A 23,718-nucleotide genomic window follows, 5' to 3' on the forward strand; every position below is an offset into this window, starting at 1 on the left:
CACGGGCATAAGTCCCTTCGCTCTTCCAAACCCTTGGATGTCCTAGTATATTGCACAGTGATGTGGATCACTAGGACGTGGTTTCCAAAGGCGAAAGGTGCCCCATGACAGTCACCGACGACTTCCGTGCAGCACGCGACCAACTGCTCGCCCTGCGCCATGACTACGGCCAGGCGAGGAGCACCTTCGAGTGGCCCCGGCTGGCGGAGTTCAACTTCGCGCTCGACTGGTTCGACGCCATTGCCGCCGATCCGGCCACAGCAGACAATCCGGCGCTGGTGATCGTGGAGCAGGACGGCTCGGCGACGCGCCGCAGCTTCGCCGAGTTGTCGGCGCGCTCAAACCAGGTGGCCAACTGGCTCCGCGGCCAGGGCGTGAAACGCGGGGACCGCATGATCATCATGCTGGGCAACCAAGTGGAGCTGTGGGAGCTCATGCTGGCCGGCATCAAGCTCGGCATCGTGCTCTTCCCTACCACCACGCTCATGGGCCCGGCCGACCTGAAGGACCGCGTGGAGCGCGGCGAAGCGGGCTGGGCCGCCGTCGGAAGTTCCAACATCGGCAAGTTCGCCGGGGTTCCAGGAGATTACAAGCTCATTGAAATCTCCGACGGCGGAGCTTCCGCCGCAGAAGCGGCGCCGGGCGCCGCCCGCTACGCGGAGTCAGCGGCAGCCCCGGCGGACTTCACCACGGACGCCCCGACCACGTCCGACGAAACGCTGCTCCTGTATTTCACCTCGGGCACCACGTCCAAGGCCAAGCTCGTGGAGCACACCCACACGTCCTATCCCGTGGGGCACCTGTCCACGATGTACTGGATCGGTCTGGAGCCGGGCGACGTGCACCTCAACGTGGCATCCCCGGGCTGGGCCAAGCACGCCTGGTCCAACGTGTTTACCCCGTGGATTGCGGAGGCCTGCGTGTTCGTCTACAACTACGAGCGGTTCGATGCCCGAGCCCTGATGGAACAGATGGACCGTGAGAAGGTCACCAGCTTCTGCGCCCCGCCCACTGTCTGGCGGATGCTCATCCAAGCTGACCTCGGGCTCCTGAAAAACCCGCCCACCAAGGTGGTGTCCGCCGGCGAGCCGCTCAACGCCGAGGTGATCGGGCAGGTCCAGCGCGCCTGGGGCCAGACCATCCGCGACGGCTTCGGCCAGACTGAGACCACCGTGCAGGTGGCCAACACGCCCGGCCAGCCGGTGAAGATCGGCGCCATGGGCCAGCCGCTCCCGGGCTACGACGTGGTGCTTGTTGACCCTGCCACCGGGGAGGAATCCGACGACGGCGAACTCTGCTTGCGCCTGGACCCGCGGCCCGTGGGCCTGATGAAGTCCTACTACGGCGATCCGGACAAGACGGCGGACGCCTTCCGCGGCGGCTACTACCACACGGGTGACATGGCCAGCCGGGACGAGCGAGGGATCATCACGTACGTGGGCCGCGGCGACGACGTCTTCAAGTCCTCCGACTACCGGCTGTCCCCGTTCGAGCTGGAGAGTGTTCTGATTGAGCATCCGGCCGTGGCGGAGGCCGCCGTGGTCCCGTCCCCCGACCCGCTCAAGCTGTCGGTGCCCAAGGCGTTCGTGGTGCTCGCGGCCGGCCATGAGCCCGGGCCGGAACTGGCCGAGGAGATCCTGCGCTACTGCCGCGACCACCTGGCCCCGTTCAAGCGCATCCGCCGGATCGAATTTACCGAGCTACCGAAGACCATTTCCGGCAAGATCCGGCGCGTTGAGCTACGGCACAGCGAGGAGGTCCGGCATGGCGCAAACGGCGCACCTGCGTCCGGCACTTCGGCGTCCCTTGCCGCGACTCAGGCTGGCCTCGGCCGGGAGTATTCGGAAGCGGATTTCCCGGGCCTGAAAAGCCAGGGCTGAGCCATGAACGCGCCGCTGCCCCGTGACCCCATTGCCGATGCACAACGCAACTGGGAGCGCCACGGCTGGGGGGACGTCGCCGCGCCCATGGCCGCCATCACGGCCATCATGCGGACGCAGCAGATCCTCCTGGCCCGGATCGAGGGAGCGCTGAAGCCCTTCGGCCTGACCTTTGCCCGTTACGAGCTGCTGGCGCTGCTGAGCTTCGCCCGCAGCGGCGCGCTGCCCATGAACAAGGCGAGCGCCCTCCTCCAGGTCCATCCCACCTCAGTGACCAACGCCGTCGACCGTCTTGAAAAGGCCGGACTGGTGGTCCGTTCACCGCACCCCACGGACGGGCGCACCACGCTGATCGAGCTCACCGCGGAGGGGCGCACTCTTGCGAAAAGCGCGACGGCGGTGCTCAACACCGAAGTGTTCAGCCAGTCCGGTTTCGCGGACCGTGACGTCAACCAGCTCATCCGCATCCTGGGTGACTTCCGCCGGGGCGCCGGAGACTTTTCCGAATGACCGCCTGAGGCTAGCGGCCGGGGACGGAGTCCCTATCCGTCGGGACTCCGGAGGGGCGGCGAAGCTCTTCGATGAAGGTGTCCAGCAGTGCGTGCTGGTGCGGACTGTTGGCAAGCTGCACTAGGTCCGTGGCGGTGCTGGCCACTTTGATGTTGGTGTGCTGGCTGTAGGTGGCGAGCAGGTGGAACGAGGCGTCGGAGCCGATGCGCAGGGCCCCCATCAGGATTCCCTTGGCCTGCTCTATGGTGCTCCGCGTGCCGGTGGCTCCTTCGACGGCTTCCCGGGACGCCCGTTCCGTTTCCCAGTGCAGGGTGCTTGTGAGGTCAATGATGAATCCGTCAACAGCCACCAGGGTTCCGGACTCCATGAGCGCCTCCCCCGCCGTCAGGACGCGGTGTTCGCGCAGGCGGGCGTCGATGAGGCGGTGGTAGCTGCAGAAGTATCCTCCCGAGGCACAGGCCGCGGCGAAAATGTCCTGGCAGCGCTCCCTGTCGTCCGGGTGTTTATGCGAAAAGAGCAGCTCGAGAGTCGGGACGATCTCCCCCCGGCTGTATCCATGCAGGGCGTAGAGCTCATCCGACCAGTCCAGCCGCCGGGTGGCGGCATCGTAGCGGAAGGTGCCGGCAGCGCAGTCCGCCTCTCCGAGGGCACTTGAGTAGGTACGGACGGTCTTCGGCATGTTCATCGGGCCATCTTCTGCGCCACCTGCCCGCTCATCCGCGGGCACCGGCGGTATATCGGACCACGGGCGAGGCAAGCGAAAGGGCAGGGGCGGAATCCTTGCAGGCCGGACGCAGCTCAGGGCGCGCCGGCAGGCTACGCCTGGCTCCGCCCAGCGCCACCGCCGGCTGATGTGCGGCGCGGCGGTCTGCGGCCGAATCCGCCAACTCGCGCACGTGGCCCATGCCGGCGTATTCGCGCACGGCAGCGATGCCTTCCACCGCAGCCGCCTTGTTCGGGAAGGCTCGGGAGACTGCCATCACGGTCCCGTCCGGTGCAGTGAGCTGAAATCGAAAAGAAGCGTCTGTGTCGATGAAAAGTTCGAACATGCCAGCCATAAAGTCCTCCTGGATCCAGGGATCACGCAGCCCCCGGCGACGTCATTGTCACCGGAGACAGTTGAAGTTCTCCGCACCGTATCCCCGCAGATGTTCCCGGAATTCGAATTGATGAATTTATGAAATTGTGAACTAAACGACGGTGTCTTGGCAAGGCGTGTCCGCGTTATGGCCGGGCTCCGTGCGGCCGGCCAGCCGCGGCGCCGACTTATTGCGAAGCCAATCTTGGGATGCGGCCAGAGACAGACCGTTCTGTCTCTATACTTGGAGCTAGGTGCAATTTTTCGGCGCCGAAATCAGGAAGCAGCGGAAGGAATCCCATGACGGATGACATGCCAGAGGGCGTGATCCAGACAGAGGTGAAGGCCGAGCTGTTCAAATCCATGGGTCACCCGGCACGGATCCTCATTCTGGAGATGCTGGTTGACGGACCGGTGGCGGTGAGCCACCTGCGGGACGGGACGGGCCTTGAGGCGTCGAACCTTTCCCAGCACCTGGGCATCCTCCGACGCCAGCGCTTGATCGTCCCGTCGCGGAAGGACGGCCGCCTGTTCTACGAACTCTCCTGCTCCGACGTGAGTGGGGTTCTCAGTGCAGCGCGGGGACTCCTGGGCACCGTCCTCCAGGCCAACGGTTATCCACGGGCCAGCATCATCCAGCCCAGCAGGGTGCCGTCCGTCGTCGGACTGGCGGCCGCCGGCGCCGTCAGCCGTCAATCCGCGGCTCTCTAGCCGCGCCGTTGCACCGCGTCAGACCGTCAAGTCAGGCCGGGTTTGCCGCGGCGGCCGTGGCAGGCGCCCCGAATAGCCACGCCGCGACGTCGCTCCTCAGGATCAGATGGGGACTTCCTGTCCCGCTGACGCTTCCTGCCGGCACGTAGTAGCCGCGCCCGGATCCCGGGCCGCCCGCGGCGCGGTCAAGCGCCTCAACGATCCGGCGAGTGAGGTGGCCGTGGGGGCCCGCGGCGTGGATTTCTTCGAGTTCTTCCGGGGTGAGTCGCCCCAGTACATCAGCAATTTTGGCCACGATCGCTTCCCTTCCCGCACATTGCCCGTTCGCACAGATGCTTCGATTGCACTGTTACTGGACCGCCCAGTTGCTTGAAGTGCAACGCTAGAGCACGGCGATTAACGGCGGGTGAAATCCCGACGGCGAACAGCGTACGGAATCGGTCCGGCGGCGGGGCCAGCCCGGCCTCAGTACACGAAGATGTCGAACCATTCCCGATTGTGGGCGTGGAGGAGCACCAGGAACAGCACGAAGTCGAAGAGCAGGTGGACCGCCACGATGTAGGAGAGCGACTTCGTGATCGTGAAGATGCGTGCCTGCAGCAGTGCGAACGGGAAGATGAACAGCGGCGCCCAGGCCCGGAATCCCAGCTCCCACAGGAACGATGTGAACAGGACTGCCTGCAGCAGGTTGGCCTGCCAGTCGGGCAGGTGACGGCGCAGCAGCGCGAAGCATGTGCAGATAAAGAACAGCTCGTCCCAGATGCCCAGTGCGTTGGTCCCGACGAACAGCCGCGCGATGCCGTCGGGGTCGTGCACCGCGGGCCAGTTGGCGTAGACGCCGGTCCGGATCATATAGACCGGCAGCACGGCGTAGCCCAGCACCACCACAACCGGCAGGTACCATTTCTCTCCGCGCGTCCACTTGTTCCCGGTCATGACCGGGAAGACCACGGCGTGCTCCTTGGTAACCCAGCGCGATACCGCATAGGGAATGCCCACGGCAAGGATCATGGCGGAACCCATGACGAGCATGTGTTCCGTGCTGACGTCGGTGGTAATGGGAACTGCGCTGATCACCGAGATTCCGACGGCGATGAGGAGGAGATCGCGGAGCAGCGCCCTGTCAACGAGAGCGGCGACCGCCAGCGAAGCCACCAGCAGCGCGTAGCCCGGAACGTGTTGGTGCAGCGCAAACAGGATGAATCCGGACAACGACATCATCGCGGCGGGAATCACGCGCAGGGAAGTCCCCTTGACGGTGCGCTGTACGGTAAGAGGGGTTTTCACCGGTGCCTGAACTCCGGCTGGCGCTTCTCCGAGAACGCGGCCATGCCTTCCTTCTGGTCCTCGGTGGCGAAGATCGAATGGAAAAGCCGGCGCTCGAACAGCACGCCCTGCGCCAGCCCGGTCTCGAAGGACGCGTTGACGGCTTCCTTGGCCAGCATGGCGGCGGGCTTGGACTTGGATGCAATCACCGCGGCGGCCTTCAGGGCCTCCTCCACGGCGTCCTCGGCGGGCACCACCCGGGAGACCAGCCCGGACCGTTCCGCCTCCTCGGCGTCGATAAACCGGCCGGTCAGGATCATGTCCATCGCCTTGGCCTTGCCCACGGCGCGGGTGAGCCGCTGGGAGCCGCCCATCCCCGGGAGCACACCCAGGTTGATTTCCGGCTGGCCGAACTTGGCGTTGTCTCCGGCGATGATGACATCGCACATCATGGCGAGTTCGCAGCCCCCGCCAAGGGCGAAGCCGGACACGGCGGCGATCAGCGGTATGCGCAGCCTGGTGAGGTCCTCCCACCCGCGGAACCAGTCGGCGTCGTACATCTCCATGTAGCCCTGGGAGGCCATTTCCTTGATGTCTGCACCCGCTGCGAAGGCCTTCCCCGAACCCGTGATGACCACGGCGCCCACCCCGGGGTCCGTGTCCATCGCAGACACCGCGGTTACGAGCTCATCCAGGGTCGCCTTGTTCAGTGCGTTCAGTGCCTCGGGCCGGTTCAGGGTCACGAGTCCCACGCGCCCGCGGCGCTCCACCAGAATGTTCCCGTACTCCTGCGTCATGCGCGCCTCTCATGTGGTTGGTCCTGCTACTAAAACTAAGACTACTTACCGGATTTGTCGCGGATGTCGGTGATGATGCCGGAGAAGTCGCGCCCTGCGCCCCCTTCCGCGGCAAAAGCATCGTAGATTTCAGAGGCGAGCGGCCCCATGCGTGCCGCCACCCCGGTGCTTCGGACGGCGTTGAGTGCCAGCTTCAGGTCCTTAGCCATCAGCGCCCCGGCGAATCCGGGCTGGTAGTCCCGGTTGGCAGGACTGGTGGGCACGGGCCCCGGGACCGGGCAGTTGGTGGTGAGCGCCCAGCACTGGCCGGACGCGGCGGAAGCGACGTCGAACAGGGCCTGATGCGTCAGCCCCAGTTTCTCGCCCAGGATGAACGCCTCGCTCACCGCGATCATGGACACGCCCAGGATGAGGTTGTTGCAGATTTTCGCCGCCTGGCCCGCGCCGTGCTCTCCGCAGAGAACTGCCCGTTTGCCCATCACGTCCAGCATGGGCCGCACTGTCTCAAAGTCCTCCGGCAGCGCGCCCACCATGAACGTCAGCGTGCCGGCCTCGGCGCCGACAACGCCGCCGGAAACCGGAGCGTCCACGGAGCGGTGCCCGGCGTCGAGCGCCAGCCTGGCCGCTTCCCTGGCCTCGTCCACGTTGATGGTGGAGCAGTCCAGGAACATGGTGTCGGCCCCGGCGGTGGCGAGCAGCCCGGGCTGCCCCCCGGCGCCGACGTACGCGTCCAGCACATGCTGCCCGCTGGGGAACATGGTGAGCACCACGTCAGCCCCGGCGACGGCTTCGGCGGCGCTGGCCGCGACAGGCACGCCATGCTCCCGCGCGGCTTCCACCGCCGCGGGCACGACGTCGAATCCGGTGACTGTGTAGCCTGCCTTGACCAGGTTGACGGCCATGGGACCGCCCATGTGGCCCAGCCCGAGGAAGGCGATATGTTCCTTCCTCGCCGCGGCATCCCCCGCGGCTCCCGCTACATCGGGCGTTGCATCGTCAGGCATGACGCGTCTCCTTCTCCAAAAGAACCAGCTCCCTGTCCCCCAACGGCGCAAAGTACCTCTCGACGTCGTCCGCGTGCACTTCCGCGAGGGTGGCCGGCCGCCAGTTCGGGTTGCGGTCCTTGTCCACCACCTGCGCGCGGATCCCTTCACGGAAGTCCGGGCCTGCCAGGCAGCGCAGTCCCACGCGGTACTCCTGGGCGAGCGCTTCGTCGAGGCTCAGACCCCTGACCCTGCGCAGGGATGCCAGTGCCACCTTGACTGCCGTGGGCGACTTCGCCTCAATGATGTCCGCGGCCTCGGCGGCTTCACCGCCCGCGGCACGAAGCCGCCGGACGATCTCCTCGGCGTCGTCCGCGGGGTAACAGGTGTCGATCCACTGCCGCTGCGCTTCCAGTCCGGAGGCGGGTGCCGCATCGGCGAAACGTCCGACGGCGGCTTCCGCGGTTTCGTTTTCGAGCGCCGCCGAGAGGTCGGCGAGCTTTTCGGACGGAACGAAGTGGTCCGCGAGGCCCAGGAACAGCGCATCGGCGCCGCTCAGGTGTGCCCCGGTCAGGGCCGCATGGGTGCCGGACTCCCCCGGCGAGCGCGAGAGCAGGAGCGTGCCGCCGACGTCGGGCACGAATCCGATGGTTGTCTCCGGCATGCCCGTCCGGGTCCGCTCGGTGACGATGCGGACGGAGCCATGGGCCGAGATGCCCACGCCGCCGCCCAGCACCAGCCCGTCCATGAATGCCACATAGGGCTTCGGGTAGCGCGCGATGAGTGAGTTCAGCCGGTATTCGGCCTCCCAGAAACCTGCCGTTTCGTTCCCCCCCACGAGCATGTCCCGGTAAATGGCCACGATGTCGCCGCCGGCGCACAACCCCCGCCCACCGGAACCCTCCACCAGAACGGTAGCCACCCCGTCGTCGTCCGCCCAGGCGGTCAGCTGATCCAGCATCGCCGCCACCATCCCCGCGGTGAGGGCATTGACCGCCTTGGGCCGGTTCAGTGTCACCACGCCGAGGTGGCCACGTTTCTCGAACAGCACTTCTTCGGGCGTGGCTTCCTCGGGCACCGCGTCCGCGGGAACTGCGTTTGCGGGGCTGGCTTCGGGCGTTGTTCCCGTCATCAGCTTCCTTCCGGCATGATGAAGCTGGCGCCTTGGCGGATGCCCGACGGCCAGCGGGTGGTCACTGTCTTGGTCTTCGTGTAGAAGCGGAAGGCGTCCGCGCCGTGCTGGTTCAGGTCCCCGAAGCCGGAGGCCTTCCAGCCGCCGAAGGTGTAGTAGGCGATGGGCACCGGAATGGGAACGTTGACTCCCACCATGCCCACCTGCACGCGGCTGGCGAAGTCGCGGGCAGCATCGCCGTCGCGGGTGAAAATGGCCACGCCGTTGCCGAACTCGTGCTCGCTGCAAAGCCGCAGGGCCTCGTCGTAGTCGGCAGCGCGGAGGACGCTCAGCACCGGGCCGAAGATCTCCTCCTTGTAGATCTTCATGTCCTTGGTGACGTTGTCGAAGAGCGTCGGGCCCACCCAGAAGCCTCCCTCATACCCTTCAACCGTGAGGCCGCGGCCGTCAGCCACCAGGTTGGCGCCGTCGTCGATCCCGGACTGGATATACCCCTCGATCCGTTCCTTCGCGGCGGCCGCCACAACGGGCCCAAAGTCGGAATCCTTGTCCAGGCTGTGGCCCACTTTCAGTCCCTTGATCCGTTCCTGGAGCCGTGAGACGAGCCTGTCCGCGGTGTCCTCCCCCACGGGGACGGCCACAGAGATGGCCATGCAGCGTTCGCCGGCGGAACCGTACCCCGCGCCGATCAGGGCGTCCGCGGCCATGTCGAGGTCCGCGTCCGGCATGATCACCATGTGGTTTTTGGCACCGCCGAAGCACTGCGCCCGCTTGCCGTGGGCGGCGGCCGTGGCGTAGATGTACTGGGCGATCGGCGTGGACCCCACGAAGCCGATGGCCTTGACGCGGTGATCCTCGAGCAACGCGTCCACAGCTTCCTTGTCCCCGTTGACCACATTGAACACGCCGTCCGGCACGCCCGCCTCGGTGAAGAGCTCGGCCAGGCGGAGGGGCACCGACGGATCCCGTTCGGACGGCTTAAGGATGAAGGCGTTGCCCGCGGCCAGCGCGGGACCGGACTTCCAGAGCGGGATCATGGCGGGGAAGTTGAAGGGCGTGATGCCCGCCACGACGCCCAGCGGTTGGCGCATGGAGTGGACGTCAATGCCTGAACCGGCGTCGTCCGAGAACTCACCTTTGAGCAGATGCGGCGCCCCGGCGGCGAACTCCACCACCTCGATGCCGCGCTGGATGTCACCCTTGGCATCCGGGACGGTTTTGCCGTGCTCAGAGGAGAGCAGCCGGGCCAGCTCGTCCAGGTGCTCGTTGACGAGGTCCACAAACTTGAGCAGGATGCGCCCGCGTCGCTGCGGGTTCATGGCCCCCCACTCCAGCTGGGCCTTCTCCGCGCTGGCGATGATGTTCCGGACTTCCTCGTCGCTGGCCAGCGGAAGCCTGGCCTGGACTTCGCCGGTGCAGGGGTCATAGACGTCGCTGAATCTTCCGGAGGTTCCCTCGACCCTCCGGCCGTCAACGTAGTGGGACAGTTCGCGCACCATGGTGGAATGCTCCTTTGCATGTGACCTGGGTCATCTTGGAGCTGAATATACTCGGACTTCCTACTAAATTCCAGAGTCCTGTGGTTCGGACGGGCACCCGGCGGTCGGGCAGCCCACCATCCACCCAAGGCCTAAGTTCGGTAAGTTAGGAACTGTGAAGATTGCTACCTGGAATGTGAACTCGCTCCGTGCCCGCGCCGACCGTGTGGAGGCTTGGCTGCAGCGCACTGACTGCGACGTCCTGGCCATCCAGGAAACGAAGTGCAAGGACGACAACTTTCCGTGGGAGCTGTTTGAACGGATGGGCTACGAGGTGGCGCACTACGGCCTCAACCAGTGGAACGGTGTGGCGATTGCCTCACGGGTGGGACTCGAGGACGTCGAGCGGGCCTTCGTGGACCAGCCGGTGTTCGGCAAGGCGGGCAAGGACCCCATCCAGGAAGCGCGCGCCATGGCCGCCACCTGCGGCGGTGTCCGGGTCTGGAGTCTGTATGTCCCCAACGGGCGCTCCCTCGACGACGAGCACATGCCCTACAAGCTCAAATGGCTGGACTCGCTCAAGAACCATGCCGCCGGCTGGGTCTCCGAAAACCCTGAGGCCCAGATCGCCTTGATGGGCGACTGGAATATCGCGCCCACGGACGACGACGTCTGGGACATCGACCTGTTCCTTTCCCAGGGCCTCACCCATGTCAGCGAGCCGGAGCGCGCCGCGTTCCGCGCCTTCGAGGCCGTCGGCTACTCCGACGTCGTTCGCCCGCACACCCCCGGCCCCGGCGTCTACACCTACTGGGACTACACGCAGCTGCGCTTCCCGAAGAAGGAAGGCATGCGGATCGACTTCATCCTTGCCTCCCCTGCCCTTGCGGCCCGTGTCACTGGCGCCTCTATTGACCGCGAGGAACGCAAGGGCAAGGGCGCCTCGGACCACGCGCCGGTGATCGTGGAGTTGGCCGACTGATGGGGACTGTACGCCGATGACAGGCAGGCACTCATGACGGGAAACCTTTACCGGGGGCAGGCCGGGCTGCCGTTCTCGTCCACGCTGCGGGTCTACGAGCCGCTGGATGCTTTTCCGGAGGACCAGCGAGCCGCCCTCAAGGCTGCCGGCAAGCGGGCAGTTTCGCGCGCAGCGGTGGAAAACGCCGAGCTGCTGGCCTCGCTGGGACGGATAACACGGCCCGGCGGAGATCCGTTCCCCACGGGACGGACCGACCTGGTGCGCGTCACCCGGGCGCCCGGCATTCCGATCGGGGACGACCCCTCGAAGGAGCCTGCCGGGGCTGAGACGTCCGACGGCGCCGGGCTGCTGTACTGCCCCAGCCAGCTTGTACTGCGGGCCGGGCTGGCGGCCAACGCGCTCATGGAGGGGATCCACGGCCCCCTGGCCGAATTGCTGATTCCCGAGGAGCAGCGGGACCGGCACCAGGAGCGGATCGATCAGGTCAACGCCCGCGAAGGCATCACGCGCGTGCACACCCGCGCCTCCACGTGGGGAATCCCCTTCAGCTGGTTCTCGCTGTTCCTGGAGTCCGATCCGCAGGACGTGGTGGAAGCCGGCGGCAGGATCCTCACCGTCCGGGTGTGGGCGCCCATAGCCGAGGCCTTGGACAGGGTGCGCTACGCGGTGGCAAACCTGGCTCTGGCTGCACCCGACCTGGACATGCTCGATGACCTCACTCAGCTCACTGAATGGCTGGAGCTGTTCCACGCGGATTCCATGGTGGAACTCGACTACGGTGCTGTGGCGGACAAGGTCTACCCCGACGACTCCCCCATGGACGTGCGCCTCGGGATCGAATGCCTGGCCGAGGGCGATATGACCGGCGCCGCCGCCGCCTACCGAAGGCTCGCCTCACGCTGGATCCCCATCCGCCAGCTGGCGCGCGCTTCCTGACCCGGTCTTCTGACCGGCTTCCTATGCCCGCGGGGGCGCCGTCGTGCGTCGGACGATGAGCTTGTGGGGCGCGACGGCGGAACGCACGGAGCCTGGGATGCCCACCAGCTCGTCCAGCAGCATTTTCGTGGCCAGTTCCGCCTGTTCGTCCGGGCGCTGGCCCACGGTGGTAAGTCCCACTGCGTCCGAGAAATCATGGTCGTCGATCCCGATCACGGACAGGTCCTCGGGTATCCGGACGCCCACCCGGTTGGCTTCGAAGATGACCCCCATGGCCATTTCATCCGAGGCACAGAAGATGGCGGTCGGCTTGGCACCCGGCTGAGCCCACAACCGGCGGAATGCCTCCTGGCCGCTGCGGACGGTGAAGTCACCCCACTCGTCCCACTCCGGGCGGACCTCACGTCCCGCGGCAGTCATGACGTCCTGGAAGGCCAGGATGCGGACGCGTGGCACGTCGAAGTTGAGGTCGGTTTCGTCGTCCCCGTGAAGCAGGGCAATATCGCGGTGGCCAAGATCGATCAGGTGCTTGACGGCAGTGGAGGCGGCAGCGTAGTCATCGATTCCGATGTAGCTGCATTCCTCGACATGTCCGCCGACCACCACCAGCGGGATGTCGATCTTCTGCAGGTGTTCGAGTTCCTCGTGGGTGAGCGCCATACACAGGACCAGCAGCGCGTCGATCTGCTTGTAGACCATGGTCTTGCTGAAGAGTCGCTCACGGTGGCTGCCGTGGCCGCCAAGGTTGAACAGGGACAGGTTGTACTGGCGCGCGTGGAGTTCGCGGTCAGCGCCTTCGATGGCTTTGGAGAAGAACCAGCGGCTCACAAAGGGCGCCAGCACGCCGATGGTCTTGGTGCGGCCGGTGGCCAGGCCTGACGCCGACGACGACGCCACGTACCCCAGGGCGCCGGCCACTTCGAGAATTTTTTCCCGGGTGGCCGGGGAAACCCTGGGCAGGCCCCGCACGGCGCGGGAGACGGTTGCCGTGGACACTCCGGCCGCCGCCGCCACGTCCTCGATGCTGACTCCGGAGTGGCCGCCGCGCTGTGCCCGGTCAGTTGTGCGCGCCACGGTATCCTCTCAGAGCCCCTATGCAGATTTCCGCCATGATGTTCTCCCAGCGGCAAGAAACCATATTAATCTGCCGGCGCTCAGTTGCGGCGCGTGGCCGTGCGTGCGGGAAGGCGCCTGCGCAGCCTGATCATCCCGTACAGCGCCAAGAGCATGGCCAGCAGGCCCAGCGCCCATCCGAGTGCCGGCTGGGCGGTGACCTCCATCCAGACCGTGACGACGAGCAGCACCACAGCCCAGAAGCCGAGGAACCCGATGATGATGTCGAAATCCTCGCCGGAGCGGACCCGCTTATGGCCGATCCCGGTTGCCGGCTTCTTGCCATGTGGTGCTGCTCCGTCCGTCACTTGACTGCGCCTGCCGTCAGCCCGGCCACGATCTTGCGCTGGAACACCAGCACCAGGATGACGAGCGGAATGGTGACGATGGTGCCTGCCGCCATGATGGCCGTGTAGGGGATCTGCTGGGGCTGCGCGCCGGCGAAGTTGGCAATGGCCACCGTCACCGGCTGTGTTGCGTCGCTGGACAGCTGGCTGGCGATGAGGAATTCATTCCAGGAGGAAATGAACGCCAGGATCGCCGTCGTGAAGATCGCGGGTGCCGCCAGCGGCATGATCACCTTACGGAACGCCTGGCCCTGCGTGCAGCCGTCCACCCGTGCCGATTCCTCGAGCTCCCACGGCATCTCGCGGAAGAAGGACGTCATGGTGTAAACGGTCAGCGGCAGGACGAACGAGATGTTCGGGATGATCAGAGCCTGGTAGGTACCCATCCAGCCGATGTTGGTGAACAGCTGGAACAGCGGGGTGATCAGGGCAACGCCCGGGAACATGGATGCGCCCAGGATGAAGCCGAGCACCATGTACTTGAACCGGAAGTTGAGCCGGGCAAGGGCGTACGCGGCGAAAACACCGATCAGCAGCGAAATGGCCGTAACCACCACGCCGATGAAGATACTGTTCAGCAGCGCCTGCCCGAACCTGTTGCCGAACGAGGTGTCGAACGCCGTGATGAAATTGTCCAGCGTGATGTGGGTGGGCAGGATCGAGGTGTCGTACGTGAAGCCGACCTCCCGGAACGCCACCACCACCATCCAGTAAGCGGGGGCAAGGCACCAGATCAGGATCACTGCCGCACTGATGTACGTGCGGCCCTGCGCCCACTTTTCCTTGTTCTGGGCCGCGCGGCGGCCCTTGTCCTGCTCCGCCCGGAGGGCTGTGCCGGTGCTCATTTCTTCCCCTTACCGGTGGCGCCGCTTTGTTCAACAACGTTTGCGCCGAGGAACCGGACAAAGATGAAAGCGACAATAAAGATAATGATGAAGGTGATGGTGGACAGCGCCGCCGCCGCGTTGAAGCCTTGCCTGATCTGGTTGATCACCAGGATGGACAGCGTGGTGGTGTTGTTCGCGCCGCCGGTCAGGATGTACGGGAGGTCGAACATGCGCAGTGCGTCCAAGGTGCGGAACAGGATAGCCACCATGAGGGCGGGCTTGACCAGCGGAAGCGTGATCATCCGGAACCGCTGCCATGCGGAGGCGCCGTCAACCTTGGCCGCCTCGTAAACCTCGGCCGGAATCATCTGCAGGCCTGCCAGGATCAGCAGGGCCATGAACGGTGTGGTCTTCCAGGTATCGGCGATGATGACCGCCCACTTGGCAGGCCACTCACTTCCGGTCCACAGGATGCTCGCATTGAACAGCTTGTTGGCGATGCCCTGGAAATCGAAGATGAACAGCCACAGCTGGGCAGTGACCGCGGTAGGGATAGCCCACGGCACCAGGACAGCGGCACGGACCAGGCTGCGGCCCTTGAAGTTCCTGGCCATGATCATTGCCATCCAGAAGCCAAGAACGGTTTCCAGGGTGACGGTGATGATGGTGAATATGAACGTTGTGGTGGTGGCGCTCCAGAACTGCGCACCCAGCGTGCCAGGCGGGCAGGCGACCGTTCCGCCGCCCGGGGTGGCACATTGCTGCGCTATCCAGTTGACGTAGTTCTGGACGCCGGCGGGCCCGCCGGCAGTGAAAAGGCCGGTGGCCGGATCGAGGCCGGCGTCCTTCTGGAAGGACATCACGATCGCGCTGATGATCGGATAAACGATCACGATGGCCAGGGCGATGATGGTGGGGGCGAGGAGCCACGCGGCCCACTTGCCCTGGCTCAGGATCTTGTTGTCCTCGCCAACGCCCTTGGGTCCGTGATGGATCGGGGTGCCGCCCGACGCCGGTGCTTTGACCGGCGTCGGGCCTACTTCGGTTGCCACGACTGGCCTACGATCCTGCACCGGCGGTCTCGATGGACTTCTGCATGTCGGACAGCGCCTGGTCTACAGACTTGTCGCCCTTCAGTGCAGCGTAGGAGTTCTCCTGGATCGCCTGGGTGACAGCCGGGTAGAACGGGGTGACCGGACGCGGCACGGCGTTCTCGATGGAGGTCTTCAGAACCGGCAGGTACGGAAGCTTCTTCACCAGGGCGGCGTCGTCGTACAGATTGGTCAGGACAGGAGCAAGCGAACCCTGGGTGGCGTAGAAGCGCTGGGTCTCCTCAGAGGTGATGAACTTCAGGAAGTCCAGGGCGGTTGCCTTGTTCTTGGAGTAGACGCTCACGCCGACGTTGTGCCCGCCGAGGGAGGAAGCACCTGGTCCGTCCTTGCCGGGAAGTGCCGCCATGCCCAGCTTGTCCTTGACTTTGGATGAGCCTTCCGTGACGGCCAAGTTATAGACGTACGGCCAGTTGCGGTGGAACAGCAGGTTGCCGGACTGGAAGGCGCGGCGGCTTTCCTCTTCCTGGTAGGTGATGGCTTCCTTCGGGATGCTGCCATCCTTGAAGGCGTCAACGAGGTTGCCCAGTCCTTCCTTGGCCTCGGCCGTGTTCAGGCTCGGTTTTCCGTCCTTATCCAGCACGGAACCGCCCGCAGAGTTGATGGCTTCGGAGGCATTGACGGTGAGGCCCTCATACTGCTTGAACTGGCCCGAGTAGCAGCCGATGTTGTTCTGCTTGGCGATGGAGCACATCTGCATCATCTCGTCCCAGGTTTTGGGCGGAGTGGGAACGAGGTCCTTGCGGTAGTAGAGAATTCCGCCGTCGGAGTTCTGGGGCGCTGCATACAGGGTGTCCTTGTAGGAAGCACCGGCAACGGTCGACGGCAGCATGGCTGCAGTATCGACTGCCATCTTGTCCTTGAGCGGCTGCAGCCAACCCTTGGCGGCGAACTCAGCGGTCCACACCAGGTCCACGGACATGACGTCGTAGTTGGCGTCCTTGGCCTGGAAGTGCTGCACGAGGTCGTCGTGCTGCTGGTCGGCCTGGTCCGTCTGCTCTTTGAACGTCACCTTCTCGTTCGGGTGGGCAGCGTTCCACTTGGCAACCAGCGGCCGGACCACATTGCTGTTGTCCTTGCCCTGGACGTACGTGATGGGACCGCGGCCGTCAAGACCGGCTTCGGCGTCGCCGCCGCCTGTGGTGGTGCCGCCTCCGCCGCCGCCACCACAGGCGGAAAGCGTCAGGGCGAGAACGCCGGCAGTTGCTACCGGGAGTAAGAACTTCGGGGATTTCATTGGCAGGAGACTCCTCGCTGAGTGACAAGAAAAGAACATGGTGCGGTTGATGTGGTGACAGTCACACTAGTAACGTTGCGATGAGAAATGCAAGCGTTTACACCTAATTGTTACCGGAGAGGCAACTATGACCAAACGCCCAACTGCAACGCCAGGTTCCGACATCGAAGCGTGGTGGGCCAGCGCCGTCGTGTATCAGATCTACCCGCGCTCGTTCGCTGACGCCAACGGGGACGGAATGGGCGATCTCCTCGGTGTGACGGCGCGGTTGCCGTACCTTCAGAGGCTCGGTGTGGACGCGATCTGGCTGTCGCCGTTCTACAAATCACCCCAGGCAGACGCCGGCTACGACGTGGCCGACTACCGCCAGGTGGACCCGATGTTCGGCAGGCTGGCCGACTTCGACGGGATGTTGCGGAAAGCTCACAGCCTGGGCCTCAAGGTCATCGTGGACCTGGTGCCGAACCACACTTCTGATGAACACGTCTGGTTCCAGGCGGCTCTGGCGGCGGCGCCCGGCTCGGCCGAGCGGGACCGTTACATGTTCAGGCCCGGAAAGGACCAAGTGGCGGGTTCCGGCGACGGAAACCTGGCGCCGAACAACTGGAAGTCAATCTTCGGCGGTCCCGCATGGACGCGGACCACGAATCCGGACGGCTCTCCCGGTGACTGGTACCTGCACCTTTTCGACACCAAACAGCCCGATCTGAACTGGGACAACGCTGAGGTCCGGGAGGAGATGCGCTCCGTGCTGCGGTTCTGGCTGGACCGCGGCGTGGACGGCTTCCGAGTGGACGTGGCGCATGGCATGGTCAAGGAGGCCGGGCTCCCGGACTGGGATGGCGTGGCGGCCATGGTGGAGGGCTCAACTGAGGCCGGGCACCTGCCGGATGCACCAGGGGCCCACACCGAAGCGGTGGAACCGCACACAGCCCATCATTCACCTGACCGCACCGGCGACGACCACTCCGGCGACCATCGCGCCAGCGATGTGCGTTCAGGCGACATCCATCTTGGAGACGACGGCGGGCACCAGCCGGTCTCACCGCTGTACCCGCCGTCGCCCTTCTTCGACCAGGACGGCGTGCATGAGATCTACCGCGACTGGAACCGCGTGCTGGCCGGGTACGACGGTGACCGGATGCTGGTGGCCGAGGCCTGGGTGGAACCGGCCGAACGCCTTGCGCGGTACATCCGCAAGGACGAGATGCAGCAGGCCTTCAACTTCGATTTCCTCCTGGCCGGCTGGAACGCCCAGCGCATGGCCGTTGCCATCGAAGATTCCCTGCAGGCCGCCGCATCGGTGGAGGCGCCGTCAACCTGGGTTCTGAGCAACCACGACACCGTGCGCCACACCAGCCGGTTCGGCCTGGCGGATCCCACCACGTTCCCGAAGGGCATTGCGGCGGAGGATGAGCAGCCGGATGCCGGGCTCGGCCTGGAACGCGCACGCGCTGCCACCCTGGTGTCCCTCGCGCTTCCGGGTTCGGCCTATGTGTACCAGGGCGAGGAGCTGGGCCTGCCGGAGCACACCACGCTGCCGGCCGAGGCCCGCCAGGACCCGACGTTCTTCCGCACCAACGGCATTGAACGCGGACGCGACGGGTGCCGCGTACCGCTGCCTTGGAAGTCCGGCGAGCCCGGCTACGGCTTCGCCGACGCCTACACTGGCCGTCTTTCTTCCGACGGGGGGACATCCGACGGCGTTTCTTCCGACGGCGGGTCGGGTCACCGCCCGCCTGCAGCACCATGGCTGCCGCAGCCCCAGTCGTTCGCGGAGCTGGCCGCGGACCGGCAGGACGGCGTCGAGGGTTCTACGCTGGAGCTGTACCGGTCTGCGTTGTCGCTGCGCAAGAGCCACGGCCTGGGTTCCGGTTCGTTTTGCTGGGCCGACATGCACGACCCTGAACTGGGCGTCTTGGCCTTCCAGAACCGTGACGTCCTGGTGATCGCCAACATGGGAACCGTGCCGACCCCGGTGCCCGACGGTTACCGGGTGGAGCTTTCGAGTGCCGCAGGGGCCAATGCCGCCGGACCAGCCTTCGGCGAACCGGCCGTTATCGGGGTGGCTGCCGAACCGGCCGCCGTCGGGGCGGCCGACGGACGGACGGCGTCGCGCGATGCAGATGCGGAATCCGGAGTCCTTGCGGGCGGAAGCCTAGACGTCACCGTTATTGCCCCCAACACTGCCGCGTACCTCGTGGCCGGGTAGCCCGGCGGAGGCAACGCCGGAGGGATGCACGAATCAGCGGACGCGCTCCGCGCGGCTGAAGCGGGTGCGGGCGCCGGCGGCGATGTGCACCAGCACCGGCGTCCGCTGGCCCACCACGGCTTCCAGCGCGGCCACGAGTGCCGAGGTGTCCGCGGCGAGAACCTGCGGCGGCACGCCCGGCCTGGGGTGCAGGCGGATCCTTAGGGCAGGCTGGCCGCGGACTTCGTACGTGGCGACTGTTGCTCCTGCGATGTCGGGACGTTCAGCCAGCGCGTTCTTCAACGCCTGTTCGGCCACCCCGCCTCCGATCCGGATGTCGCCGGGGACGCCGCCGGGATCCTCGGCTGCCAGCAGGAGGTCTGCGCGGCCCTTTCCTTGCTGGGCGACCCAGGCCACCATCAGTCCGATGAGGACAACCAGGACCAGGGCCAGGACGATCCAAAGCCAGCTTTCCGTCCGGCCAGGGAACCGTGTGCCCGCAAACGCGCTGTTGGCGTCGTCCCACACGCTCCGGGACCAGGACTGCCACCAGGTCCCGACGGCGGGAACGGTAGCCAGCAGCATGAGCAGGACGCCCACGGCCAGCAGCTTGAATCCCAGGATCCCGATGAGGATCCGGTTGAGCATTCTTGGCGTGCTGTTCAAGCGCCGATCACCCCCGACGTCGCGAGATTGATCCGTACCTGGGGCATGGGAGTCGGTGCCATGGAACGCAGTTCGTCCTCGACCGCCTCGCGGATTGCGTTCTCGCTGACCGGCACGCCGGACGTGGGGCGGACGTTCACTACCGCCTGCCGCTGGGACACCACCACCATGACCTGTTCCTGGGTGACGTTAGCCGCCAGACGGGCCCGGCGGGCAAGGGCTGAGGCGATGACTTCGTCATCAACCACCACGGCTATGTGCCGGTCCTCCAGTAAATGCCGGGCCCGGCGGCCTGGCAGGACGGCGCTGAGGAAGAAGAAGAGGCCTGCCGCCGCGGTCACAGCCCCGATGACCCCCAAGAGGAGGGGCGGCATTCCGCCGGGAAGCGACACAATCCGTTCCGCTGCCGTCTGAGGATCGATAAGCCAGGGCGGCTGGCCGATGGCGCGCACCGCGGACTCCAGCAGGGCGTAAAGGCAGAGGAGGACCACCAAGGCAGCGGCAAGCCCCGCCGCTGCCGCGCGGGACGAATGCGTCTCCCGGTGCAGTACCCTCTTCATGTCGAACGGGGCGGCATGCGCCGGACCGGCTGCGCCCGGACCCGGTTCTTCGCCTGCCTCGTTCTGCTGTTGAATGACGGAACTCAACGTACCCGGCCCCTCTCCGTGACGTGCGCACCGCTGATGCGGATGTCCACCCTGCTCAACCGCGCGCCGCTGAGTTCGGTGACCTTGGTGAGGATGTCGGATTTGGCCGAGACGGCCCTCTCCCAGATGGATCCGCCGAACAGGGAGACACGTGCCGGGTCGCGGAGAACGGCCGTCAGGCCGGGGATCTTGACAGGCGTGACGAGGGACAGAGCCAGCAGGCCGTCATCGTCCGTCCACTCTGCGCGCACATCATGGGCCGGGACGCCCAGTGATTCCGCGGCGGCTGCCTTGGCCAGGCTGGTGAGGGCCTGGGTGCTGATCCGGTTGTGCCCGCTGTACAGCGGGCTCGGCGGGGCTGCTTCGGCTGCCTGGCTCATGACGAGGAGCGCCGGCCGCTCAGGGCGTCCATGACGCTGCGCAGGTCCAGTTTCCCTTCTGCGGCACGGCCCAGGAGGGCACCTATGGCCATGAACAGCAGGGAGATCAGGAAGCCCCACAGGCCGAACTGGAATGACATGAAGGCCACGAACGCGCCGATCGCGATACCTACCACCGTCAGGTTCACAGGACCGCCTCCCTTTCAGTCACGGCCGGCGCCCCCAAGGGTTTCGGCGGCGGGGCTATGTAGACGTCGTTGATCTCGACGTTGACTTCGATGACCTGCAGGCCAACGAGTTTTTCGACCGCCGCGTAAACTGCGGCGCGGACCTGGTTGGCCAGGGAATGCAAGGGCGTGCCATAGGCCGCCACCAGCGTGATATCAACGGCAACCTGGGTCTCACCGACCTCGGCATGCACTCCCGCGGCGTGGTCCGAGCTGCCCACGGCGTCGCGGATGGCGCCCAGCGCCCGTGAGGAGCCCGTTCCCAAGGAATACACGCCGGGCACGGCGCGGGCGGCGATTCCCGCGACCTTGGCCACTGCCGTCTCAGAGATGATGGTGCGGCCGCTGGCCGTGGGCTGGCTCAGGGCCGCCTCCGCGCGGACGTCGGCGGAGGATTGTGGGTTCTGGTATTCCATCAGGCGCTCCCCTTCTGTTGAACACAACCCTATCCCTTAGGTCCGACAACGTCAGGGGCGCAGCGCGCCCGATTCGCCCGCAGGTCCGGAAGCCTCTTGCGGTGTCCTACGAGCAGTTGGCATCCAGCCATTGGGTTACGGGGGCCATGGCGTCCTGGAACTGGCCGCTGGAATACACCGTCTGGTCTGTCAGCCCGGCAACGGCGACCTCGTTCAGCTTCGCGAAGTCCGCCTGCAGTGCATCCGGCACGCGCTCCGCCGTCGCACTGAGCTCCGCCTTCTTCTGCTCAAGTTCCGCGGTCTTCCCCTGGGCCGCCGACATCGGGAGCAACGAGGCCCCGGTGGCCTGCCCGGAGATGGCGGTGCACGCCTCCGCTGCGGAGGCGTAGCCTCCGAACGGCCCGGACGACGCGCCGGCCCTGGCCGAAGGGCTGCCGCTCGGCGTTGCGGGGCTGCTGGGAGAGGCCGACGACGGCGCGCTGCCGGCTGTCGGGGCGGAGCATGCGGTGAGCGCCGCAACAGCGAACAGGGCGGCGGCGGTCAGCGGGCGTGCAAGGTTTTTCACAGTTCACATTCCTGGATCGGTTGCGCCGCCGGCGTCGGCGGCCTGTCTGGTCCGGCGCGGGGCGCCGGCCGTATCCCCCGGCGTGCGAGTCTAGCCCGGGCCGTGGGCCGCTTTCCAAGTTGACATTGCGCGTGGTCCTTGCGCCCTTCCCCCTATATATAAGGGAATGAACACGAAAGTTAGGGCGACGTTCAAGAAACGGACAGGCGGACCAAGCGCCTGGTGAACGCAGGGAGGCGCCCGGACGAGATCCGGGCGCCTCTGCAGGTTTGCTGCTGTTTTGCCGGCTTACTTGTAGTGTCCGGCTCCGCCAACGTTGAGGTTAGTGGGCAGGTAGCCGAACGGGCCGAGGCCGTTCTGGCCGAAGCTGCGGTCAACCGTGGACACGCCGTCCCGGAAGTTGATCTTCACGGTGGGCGACAGGGATCCGCCGCGGACGCCGTTGACGTTGTCGATGAAGGACTGGACCAGTCCGCCCGGCTGCACGTAGTGCGAGTAGGCCTGGAACTGGCGGCCGTTCTGGTTCGGCGTCGGGGCTTCCGGGGATTCGGACGGAAGGTTCAGGTCCGTCGGGGATCCGAGGGCCAGGCCGCTGTTGTTCATCGGCTGGTAGTCGGAACGGACGCCGTCGCCGACGAAACCGTAGACGCCGTCGGGGCCGCGCATGCCTGCAGCGTAGGTGAACTGGTGGCTGATGGTGAACAGGTAGTACTTGTTCTTGCCGCCCTCATTCTGGATGAAGATCTGCGGGCGCTCGGTCTGGTCGTTGACGCAGTTGGCGGACAGGACCGGGGGAAGGAACTTCCACTTGGTCAGATCCTTGTTCTCGGCTACTGCCAGGCCGACGTTTGCGGTCTGGTAGTAGGCGCCCTTGCTGTTGACCTCGTCGAGCTTCTCGGCATTGGCATCGCCCTTGCCGTAGCCCAGGTCCTCGTTCGTGCAGCGGTAGTCGCCGCGCTTGCCGCCGGTGTTGCCTTCGAAGACCATGAACGTCTTGCCGGGGTGAGCCGGGTCAGCAAATGTGTAGGGATCCCGGAACGCGAAGCCGGGATTCTGCTGCTTGTTCTGGTACATCTTGCCGTCCGGTTCGAGCAGCTTGGTGTGCTTGAAGCCGTCGAAGGTGACGCCGTTCTTGTCGGCGTGGATGTTGCCCAGAGCCTTGGCGATGGCGGCGTCGGGCGCGATTCCGCCGCCGCCGGCGTTGCGCTCCTTGACGTCGTAGAACGTGGTGGCCGTGTAGAACACGTTCACCTGGTTGCCCTTCATGAGCCGCGTGGAACCGGACCACTCGGTGTTGCCGATAGAGGAGCCGTCCACGAAAACGTGACCGCCGTAGTTCCACTTGTCCTTGGCCGGATCCGCGTTGGTCTTGCGGAAGAAGTAGCCGATGCGGGCGTTCCAGTGACGCTGGTCGAAGCCGTAGCCGGCGTGACGGTCGGCGACGAGCGAGAAGATCACGTCGTAACCCTTGTAGCTGATCTGGTTGGCGTGCTCATCGGTCAGGGACCAGGTGTCCCAGACCCACACGTCGTCGTTCATGGCCGGGAAGTCCTCAGGGATCTCCGGCATGGTGACGTCCGGGCTCATGGAGTTCTTGCCCGGCGTGACGGTGGAGTCGCTCTGCGCCATGATCTGCTTGGCATCCGCACGGGTCCACTTGGAGGTGAAGTCGGCCGCCGGATCGTAGGACTTCTGCGTGTGCTTGGTCGGCAGGGGGAAGCCCGGGGTGGGGGCGGGCATCTGCGTGTTCGATGGCGGATCCGACGGTTCGTTTGCCTGCGCCGAGGGCACGGCGAGGAACGTGGTGGCCGCGACGGCCGCCGCCAGAGCTGCGGCGGCGGGTCGCCACCGCAGCATCCGGGGTGTGTTGGGGTGCTTGTGCATGTTTTGCTCTTCTCGCGGAGTTACATTTCGTGGAAGACGGGCATGTGCCCTTGTCCCCCGCGCACTCCGAAGGTCCCGATGACACGGCAGGCGTCATCGAGGACGCCGTTGTGTCGAGGGGGAAACGGGGCTTGGGTGGGGCCCCGGTTGAGCGGCCGGGAAGGTTCTGTATTTCCCGGCCTGCACTCCACGGTAGACAACGTTGTCAGCCGAGTTCAACCCGGTTTTCAACGCGGACCGGACGGCTGGCCGGAGTGAGTGCAAGCGCTTACATTTACGTTGGCGCGCGCGTGCCACATCGTTCATACCGATTTCAAATGCGGCTTAATAAACCTGCTTTTATGCCCGACTTCACC

General features: G+C 65.7%; 26 protein-coding genes. 6 read left to right on the top strand and 20 right to left on the bottom strand.

Annotation, left to right across the window (positions count from 1 at the left end; all coding sequences use genetic code 11):
• Positions 1–104: 104 nt before the first annotated feature.
• Together CXQ90_RS13400 and CXQ90_RS13405 are read left to right on the top strand one after the other, a co-directional pair.
• On the top strand, positions 105–1,880 hold the full coding sequence (locus tag CXQ90_RS13400; RefSeq protein WP_104139802.1) for an AMP-binding protein: 1,776 nt from the start codon (positions 105–107) through the stop codon (positions 1,878–1,880).
• Positions 1,881–1,883: 3 nt separating this feature from the next.
• Positions 1,884–2,390: a MarR family winged helix-turn-helix transcriptional regulator gene (locus CXQ90_RS13405; protein ID WP_104139803.1), complete on the top strand. Its 507-nt coding sequence runs from the start codon at positions 1,884–1,886 to the stop codon at positions 2,388–2,390.
• A 10-nt stretch (positions 2,391–2,400) separates the two neighbouring features.
• Here the strand turns inward: CXQ90_RS13405 and CXQ90_RS13410 are convergent, their stop codons facing one another.
• Both CXQ90_RS13410 and CXQ90_RS13415 read right to left on the bottom strand, forming a co-directional pair.
• The gene (locus tag CXQ90_RS13410; protein ID WP_104139805.1) at positions 2,401–3,075 is read right to left on the bottom strand and encodes a PAS and ANTAR domain-containing protein; all 675 of its coding nucleotides are present in this window, start codon (positions 3,073–3,075) and stop codon (positions 2,401–2,403) included.
• A 28-nt stretch (positions 3,076–3,103) separates the two neighbouring features.
• A complete protein-coding gene (locus CXQ90_RS13415; protein ID WP_104139806.1) occupies positions 3,104–3,448 on the bottom strand; it encodes a DUF1508 domain-containing protein in 345 nt (114 codons plus the stop codon).
• A gap of 320 nt (positions 3,449–3,768) precedes the next feature.
• Between CXQ90_RS13415 and CXQ90_RS13420 the strand changes: the two genes are divergently transcribed.
• Positions 3,769–4,179, top strand: coding sequence for a helix-turn-helix transcriptional regulator (locus CXQ90_RS13420; protein WP_104139808.1), 411 nt, complete (start codon positions 3,769–3,771; stop codon positions 4,177–4,179).
• A gap of 31 nt (positions 4,180–4,210) precedes the next feature.
• Here the strand turns inward: CXQ90_RS13420 and CXQ90_RS13425 are convergent, their stop codons facing one another.
• The 6 genes from CXQ90_RS13425 to CXQ90_RS13450 all read right to left on the bottom strand — a co-directional run bounded on the left by CXQ90_RS13425 (position 4,211) and on the right by CXQ90_RS13450 (position 9,856).
• Positions 4,211–4,474: a hypothetical protein gene (locus CXQ90_RS13425; protein ID WP_104139809.1), complete on the bottom strand. Its 264-nt coding sequence runs from the start codon at positions 4,472–4,474 to the stop codon at positions 4,211–4,213.
• Between the two features lie 170 nt (positions 4,475–4,644).
• Positions 4,645–5,466 (bottom strand): CPBP family glutamic-type intramembrane protease, encoded by an 822-nt coding sequence (locus CXQ90_RS13430; protein ID WP_104139811.1) that lies wholly within the window; start codon positions 5,464–5,466, stop codon positions 4,645–4,647.
• Positions 5,463–6,242: an enoyl-CoA hydratase gene (locus CXQ90_RS13435; protein WP_104139812.1), complete on the bottom strand. Its 780-nt coding sequence runs from the start codon at positions 6,240–6,242 to the stop codon at positions 5,463–5,465. Before CXQ90_RS13435 ends, CXQ90_RS13430 begins: the two co-directional genes overlap by 4 nt.
• Before the next feature lie 41 nt (positions 6,243–6,283).
• Entirely contained in the window at positions 6,284–7,246 is a 963-nt protein-coding gene (gene mmsB, locus CXQ90_RS13440) for a 3-hydroxyisobutyrate dehydrogenase (protein ID WP_258064531.1), read from the bottom strand.
• A complete protein-coding gene (locus tag CXQ90_RS13445) occupies positions 7,239–8,357 on the bottom strand; it encodes an enoyl-CoA hydratase/isomerase family protein (RefSeq protein WP_104139814.1) in 1,119 nt (372 codons plus the stop codon). Before CXQ90_RS13445 ends, mmsB begins: the two co-directional genes overlap by 8 nt.
• Entirely contained in the window at positions 8,357–9,856 is a 1,500-nt protein-coding gene (locus CXQ90_RS13450; RefSeq protein WP_104139815.1) for a CoA-acylating methylmalonate-semialdehyde dehydrogenase, read from the bottom strand. Before CXQ90_RS13450 ends, CXQ90_RS13445 begins: the two co-directional genes overlap by 1 nt.
• 154 nt (positions 9,857–10,010) lie before the next feature.
• Here CXQ90_RS13450 and CXQ90_RS13455 point away from each other — a divergent pair, with 154 nt between their 5' ends.
• Positions 10,011–10,817: an exodeoxyribonuclease III gene (locus CXQ90_RS13455; RefSeq protein WP_104139817.1), complete on the top strand. Its 807-nt coding sequence runs from the start codon at positions 10,011–10,013 to the stop codon at positions 10,815–10,817.
• 33 nt (positions 10,818–10,850) lie between these two features.
• On the top strand, positions 10,851–11,753 hold the full coding sequence (locus CXQ90_RS13460; protein ID WP_104139818.1) for a hypothetical protein: 903 nt from the start codon (positions 10,851–10,853) through the stop codon (positions 11,751–11,753).
• A gap of 21 nt (positions 11,754–11,774) precedes the next feature.
• On the opposite strand, the gene CXQ90_RS13465 is transcribed toward CXQ90_RS13460, so the two are convergent.
• The 5 genes from CXQ90_RS13465 to CXQ90_RS13485 form a co-directional block, all read right to left on the bottom strand.
• Positions 11,775–12,827, bottom strand: coding sequence for a LacI family DNA-binding transcriptional regulator (locus CXQ90_RS13465; RefSeq protein ID WP_104139820.1), 1,053 nt, complete (start codon positions 12,825–12,827; stop codon positions 11,775–11,777).
• 80 nt (positions 12,828–12,907) lie between these two features.
• Positions 12,908–13,174 carry a hypothetical protein gene (locus CXQ90_RS13470; protein WP_181038560.1) on the bottom strand — a complete coding sequence of 89 codons (267 nt, stop codon included), beginning with the start codon at positions 13,172–13,174 and terminating at the stop codon, positions 12,908–12,910.
• Positions 13,171–14,058, bottom strand: coding sequence for a carbohydrate ABC transporter permease (locus CXQ90_RS13475; RefSeq protein WP_104139821.1), 888 nt, complete (start codon positions 14,056–14,058; stop codon positions 13,171–13,173). Before CXQ90_RS13475 ends, CXQ90_RS13470 begins: the two co-directional genes overlap by 4 nt.
• Positions 14,055–15,092 (bottom strand): carbohydrate ABC transporter permease, encoded by a 1,038-nt coding sequence (locus CXQ90_RS13480; protein ID WP_104139823.1) that lies wholly within the window; start codon positions 15,090–15,092, stop codon positions 14,055–14,057. The genes CXQ90_RS13475 and CXQ90_RS13480 overlap by 4 nt, the downstream gene beginning before the upstream one ends.
• Before the next feature lie 7 nt (positions 15,093–15,099).
• Positions 15,100–16,386, bottom strand: a complete 1,287-nt coding sequence (locus CXQ90_RS13485) for an ABC transporter substrate-binding protein (protein WP_104139824.1) — start codon at positions 16,384–16,386, stop codon at positions 15,100–15,102.
• Between the two features lie 127 nt (positions 16,387–16,513).
• Between CXQ90_RS13485 and CXQ90_RS13490 the strand changes: the two genes are divergently transcribed.
• Positions 16,514–18,598: a glycoside hydrolase family 13 protein gene (locus CXQ90_RS13490; protein ID WP_104139826.1), complete on the top strand. Its 2,085-nt coding sequence runs from the start codon at positions 16,514–16,516 to the stop codon at positions 18,596–18,598.
• 33 nt (positions 18,599–18,631) lie between these two features.
• On the opposite strand, the gene CXQ90_RS13495 is transcribed toward CXQ90_RS13490, so the two are convergent.
• The 7 genes from CXQ90_RS13495 to CXQ90_RS13525 all read right to left on the bottom strand — a co-directional run bounded on the left by CXQ90_RS13495 (position 18,632) and on the right by CXQ90_RS13525 (position 23,362).
• The gene (locus tag CXQ90_RS13495; protein ID WP_104139827.1) at positions 18,632–19,243 is read right to left on the bottom strand and encodes a hypothetical protein; all 612 of its coding nucleotides are present in this window, start codon (positions 19,241–19,243) and stop codon (positions 18,632–18,634) included.
• Positions 19,240–19,803: a DUF6286 domain-containing protein gene (locus tag CXQ90_RS13500; protein ID WP_219816685.1), complete on the bottom strand. Its 564-nt coding sequence runs from the start codon at positions 19,801–19,803 to the stop codon at positions 19,240–19,242. The genes CXQ90_RS13495 and CXQ90_RS13500 overlap by 4 nt, the downstream gene beginning before the upstream one ends.
• An 83-nt stretch (positions 19,804–19,886) precedes the next feature.
• On the bottom strand, positions 19,887–20,270 hold the full coding sequence (locus CXQ90_RS13505; protein WP_104139830.1) for a hypothetical protein: 384 nt from the start codon (positions 20,268–20,270) through the stop codon (positions 19,887–19,889).
• A complete protein-coding gene (locus CXQ90_RS13510) occupies positions 20,267–20,458 on the bottom strand; it encodes a hypothetical protein (protein WP_104139832.1) in 192 nt (63 codons plus the stop codon). The genes CXQ90_RS13505 and CXQ90_RS13510 overlap by 4 nt, the downstream gene beginning before the upstream one ends.
• Positions 20,455–20,913, bottom strand: coding sequence for an Asp23/Gls24 family envelope stress response protein (locus CXQ90_RS13515; RefSeq protein WP_104139833.1), 459 nt, complete (start codon positions 20,911–20,913; stop codon positions 20,455–20,457). Before CXQ90_RS13515 ends, CXQ90_RS13510 begins: the two co-directional genes overlap by 4 nt.
• Before the next feature lie 106 nt (positions 20,914–21,019).
• Complete coding sequence (locus CXQ90_RS13520; RefSeq protein WP_104139835.1) at positions 21,020–21,478, bottom strand: hypothetical protein; 459 nt, start codon at positions 21,476–21,478, stop codon at positions 21,020–21,022.
• Between the two features lie 288 nt (positions 21,479–21,766).
• Positions 21,767–23,362: a glycoside hydrolase family 68 protein gene (locus CXQ90_RS13525; protein WP_104139836.1), complete on the bottom strand. Its 1,596-nt coding sequence runs from the start codon at positions 23,360–23,362 to the stop codon at positions 21,767–21,769.
• Positions 23,363–23,718: the final 356 nt, after the last annotated feature.

It is taken from the genome of Arthrobacter sp. ZGTC131 (assembly GCF_002929275.1).
GTDB lineage: Bacteria > Actinomycetota > Actinomycetes > Actinomycetales > Micrococcaceae > Arthrobacter.